We start from the raw sequence: 4,331 nt of genomic DNA on the forward strand, positions 1-4,331 counted from the left end.
ATGGCTCTCATGAAACTGGCATATCTCGCCATTAACAATATAACTAGAAAATGGACCGTGAGAATAAATGAATGGGATAAAATCCTTGCCACTTTGATGATAGAATTTGATTGGGTGAAATCCTATGTCTGATCTTTTCCGGAGTTTGGGGTTTACACAAAATATGTGACACGCCCGATTCCCCCCCTCCTACTCGATAACTGCTTCGCAGTTGACTAGGAGAGATCCTGAACTTGATTCAGGATCTATTGTCCTTGTTTTCTCGGATCTCAATTAACTAAATTCCAATTTCCAACATCTGGTCTTGTTCTTTTTTTACACCGAAGACACGTATCAACTCCAAAGGAGTTCGTACCACCGGTGGAGCCGGTCGTACCAATCCCGAAGGGATTCGCAGCGGCAGCGAGCTGCATTCTCGACTTCTCGATTATTGATCAAGTCTGGAATGACCTTCGTAAACGTTCTCGGATCTCGAACACCGGATCTCGGTTTTTGTATTAGCGCCTACTTTTTTCTCTCGAGTGATAGAATCTTACTGAACCCAAATAAATCGGGGTGATGTTATGAACTTTTACAGTCCTAAACTAAAGGCAAAGTTCTGGATACCCGTGAAAGAAATTGAAGAAGAGGCGATGCAGCAAATCAGGAATCTTTCGGAAATTCCAGACGTTTTTAGATGGATAGCAGTAATGCCGGATGTTCATCCGGGTTATGGTATGCCCATAGGCTGTGTAGTAGCGCTGAAGGAAAATGTTATTCCTTATGCCGTTGGTATGGATATAGGATGTGGGGTTGTTACTGTCAAAACAGACCTAACCGCAGACATGGTGATGAAATATCGCCAGCAGATACTCAAGTTATTTCTTGAAAAAATACCTGTTGGCTTCAAGTGGAGAAAAAAAGCACTCGCAAGTGATTTCTGGAAGCGAGAACCCGCCGGGCCCATCACTGAAAGGGAACGAAAAAATGCCGAAAAGCAGCTTGGAACCCTTGGAGGAGGAAACCATTTTATAGAGATTCAAAAGGATGAGCTTGGGAATATTTACCTTACAGTGCATAGCGGTTCGCGTAACCTTGGAAAACAGGTAGCGAGTTATTATGACAAAATCGCCAGGGAATACTGTAAAAAGCGGGGCATAAAGCCACCTCCCGGGCTGGCCTGGTTGCCGAGGAATAGCAAATCCGGAAGACAATATCTTGCAGAGATGGAGTTTTGCATGGCCTTCGCTTCAGAAAATCGCCGTTTGCTGGTGGCATCCGCATTAGAAGTAATGCGGTACTTTTTCCCCGAAATGAAAGAGCTGGAAAGAATTGAGACAGTTCACAATTATGCGAGTCTTGAGAGGCATTATGGAGAAAAGGTGCTTGTCCATCGAAAAGGAGCGGTGCTGGCAAAAGGTAAAGTGATAATTCCCGGTTCCATGGGGAGTCCCACTTACATAGCCAAAGGCCTGTGCAATCCTGAAAGTTTTTGTTCTTGCTCTCACGGTGCGGGAAGGGTGCTGGGCAGGCATGAAGCGAAAAGAAAGCTCAATTTTGCCGAAGTGAAGAAAGATCTGGATGAGAGAAATGTCGTTCTTATGACTCCGGATAAAGGTGCTGTAATAGAAGAAGCCAGAGTAGCTTACAAAGACATAGATAAAGTTATGGATTATCAAAAGGATCTGGTGGAACGATTGGTAAAATTAACCCCTCTTGCTGTGATTAAAGGCTGAAAGTTGTTCACTTCACCTCCATATTCTTTTGTTCTTCTGATACTTTTTCAACAATTCGCAGAGCTTTGTCAAGCATAGGATCTGCTTCACCAATTAGCCATGAGATCTTTTCCTCAAGGCTCAGAGGTATGGGAATATCCGGCTCTATATGTCTCCCCTCTTCAAGAAGCAAAATCCTCGCTTTTGATAGATTTGCATTGTATTTTTGATTGACGTTTTTCTATTTTACAATCGATGTGAACATTCAGTTTCATGAGACTGTTTTTGTTAGTCATTGTTGCATATACACTGTCTCATTTTTGGGGTTATATCACATATTTCGGAGGGAGTTTACGCAAAATTGCTAACAGATTCAATTCAGAATTTATAGAAAATTCTTGACACAGCCTGGCTAGATCAAGCATCAACAACGCTTCCATTCTCGAACTTTAACACCCTATCTGCAATAGCAATAGTGGAGGTTCTATGACTTATAACCAAAACCAAAGAATTTTGCCGCTTCAATTCAAGGAGTGAATCCAATATAATGTTTTCCGTATTAGCATCAAGGAACGATGTTGGTTCATCTAGTATCACTATTTTAGGTCTTCTTAGCAGGAGTCTTGCCAAACCAATACGTTGTGCTTCTCCAGGTGATATACATAAACCTCGCACTCCCAAATACATATTAAGTCTCTTGGGACTGGTGTCTATTAATTCTTCTAGACCCGCTTGTTTGACTATTTTCTCTACTTCAGCAATGGAGTACTCCTTCATCCCCAATGTAATATTTTCTAAAAGGGTTCCCTCTATTATAAATGTAGTTTGAAGCAAGAACCCGATATTTTTTCTGTAATCATCCATCTTGATCGCGTTAATGTTAACCCCATCTATATATATTGCTCCACTTTGTGGTTCAAGCAATCTCGCAAGGATTCGTGCAAAGGTGCTTTTGCCGGAACCACTACGTCCTGTTAGTGCAACAATATTCCCCGGCTCTAAAACAAGATTCACATTTTTAATCACAGGTGTGTAACCATCGTAAGAAAAAGTCACATTACGAATTTCCAAAGCTTTCTCAAAACAAAAGGGTTTGCTACCTTTGCTTCCCACAATATTGTTTGGTGAATGGATGTAATATTCTTCAAATCTTTCATAAGAGACTTTTACTTCTTGATAGCTTAGGACTATCCCTGTCAGCGACACTACAGGTTGATATAGCAAACCAGCAAGTAAGTAAAACCCCATGAAAGTCCCCAATGTAATGTTACTGGCGAAAACAAGGTTCGCTCCGACCAATAAAATTCCAAACGACCATAGATAATTCAGTAAACTTGCACCTGCTTGATACATAGACTGAAGAAACATTACCCTAATTATCACTTGTATCAATTGCTTCATTCTAGAACTTATATCATTGTATGCATACTTTTCCAATCCCAGCGTTTTCACAAGTTCAATGGAGTTGAAGTGTTCATTGACTTTGCCAATGATTTCCTGTTCGACGTTTTTTTTCATTGCTGCAGCTTTCCTTACTGGTTTTCTAAACGCTGCAATAAGTCCAGCCTGAAGCGCAAACACAACTAAAACTAAGGACATTAAAATGGGAGACCATCTGTACATGAGGATAACAATAACCACTATCAACAATGTATACGTAGCTCCGTTTATCACTAACTTTAAGAAGTAGTCTACCAATAATTCTGTATCATAGAACATTCTGTATTGTATATCGCCGCTTCTTTTGGATATGTGAAAAGCAATTGAAGTGTATTGAAGCTTGTTGAAAAAATCCATTTTAATTTTGTAATTAAGCTGAGCAGCGGTTCTTGCCAATAAGTAATTATTTAAAACATTCATAACTGCCGAAATTATGAACGCGAAAGCCATCAAAATCGCCAACTTAGCTAAAAGTTGGCGATCCTGCATTGCAAATATTCTATCTACAAGTATTCTATTTGCTATTGGGGAAATAAGGTTGGCTGAGGCAAAGCAAATAGATATTATCAGTGAAATAACAATGTATTTCCATTGGCCCTCTAAGTATTCTCTCATTGTTTGAACATATCTGAAAAACACCTTGTTCCTTATCTTCATTGTTGACTCACTCTTTCTATCACTACTTTATCACTAACGTATCGGAAAAGCATGCCATCATCAGCATTGTATTCACACCACACACGAGTTGGGCTCAAAAAAGCATATCGCAAATGCTTACCACTACTATGCAGTTTCTTGATTCCTACCGGTACTATTCTCATAGCATCATGTATAAAAGAGTTTAAACGTATTATACGCTTCAGTCCTTCTCTTCTTTCTAAAACACCATATAAAGCTGGAAGCATAAACATTATTTGTAGGTCACAGAATACATCACCTGCAAACCAAATATAATTGACATCAGTATCAGAATCAATACGGATCTTAATTGGTGTATGTGGTCAAATAAAATTGACCCCCCAGGGCCATAGAAAATTGACCCGTTACCCCGTGGAAAAAAAGACCTTCTTGAGCGAGATAATAGAAACAATCTGCTCAAGGAGGTATACGGAGGGGTGAAAAACGTGTACGAGGTCAAAGAGATTCAACGGCTCTATCAGGAATATGGTTCTATTCGTGAGGTAACAAGACTCACCG

Annotated in this window: 4 protein-coding genes and 1 pseudogene; 2 read left to right on the forward strand and 3 right to left on the reverse strand. The window is 40.0% G+C overall.

Going from position 1 to position 4,331, the window contains the following annotated elements:
- Window positions 1–132: pseudogene (locus DU53_RS12135) on the forward strand (IS256 family transposase); the annotation flags it as partial.
- A 431-nt stretch (window positions 133–563) separates the two neighbouring features.
- Window positions 564–1,715, forward strand: a complete 1,152-nt coding sequence (locus tag DU53_RS05450) for an RtcB family protein (protein ID WP_015868411.1) — start codon at window positions 564–566, stop codon at window positions 1,713–1,715.
- Between the two features lie 7 nt (window positions 1,716–1,722).
- Here the strand turns inward: DU53_RS05450 and DU53_RS11910 are convergent, their stop codons facing one another.
- The 3 genes from DU53_RS11910 to DU53_RS12275 form a co-directional block, all read right to left on the reverse strand.
- Window positions 1,723–1,887, reverse strand: coding sequence for a hypothetical protein (locus DU53_RS11910; protein ID WP_235599724.1), 165 nt, complete (start codon window positions 1,885–1,887; stop codon window positions 1,723–1,725).
- 224 nt (window positions 1,888–2,111) lie between these two features.
- Window positions 2,112–3,791, reverse strand: coding sequence for an ABC transporter ATP-binding protein (locus DU53_RS05455; protein ID WP_063727895.1), 1,680 nt, complete (start codon window positions 3,789–3,791; stop codon window positions 2,112–2,114).
- Window positions 3,788–3,955 carry a hypothetical protein gene (locus tag DU53_RS12275; RefSeq protein ID WP_161484752.1) on the reverse strand — a complete coding sequence of 56 codons (168 nt, stop codon included), beginning with the start codon at window positions 3,953–3,955 and terminating at the stop codon, window positions 3,788–3,790. The genes DU53_RS05455 and DU53_RS12275 overlap by 4 nt, the downstream gene beginning before the upstream one ends.
- Window positions 3,956–4,331: the final 376 nt, after the last annotated feature.

Source organism: Kosmotoga sp. DU53, assembly GCF_001639905.1.
Classification (GTDB): Bacteria; Thermotogota; Thermotogae; order Petrotogales; family Kosmotogaceae; genus Kosmotoga; species Kosmotoga olearia.

Coding starts and splice junctions, on each gene's coding strand:
- DU53_RS05455 (WP_063727895.1), bottom strand. CDS start 3,791: ATGAAGATAAGGAACAAGGTGTTTTTCAGATATGTTCAAACAATGAGA.
- DU53_RS05450 (WP_015868411.1), top strand. CDS start 564: ATGAACTTTTACAGTCCTAAACTAAAGGCAAAGTTCTGGATACCCGTG.
- DU53_RS12275 (WP_161484752.1), bottom strand. CDS start 3,955: ATGAGAATAGTACCGGTAGGAATCAAGAAACTGCATAGTAGTGGTAAG.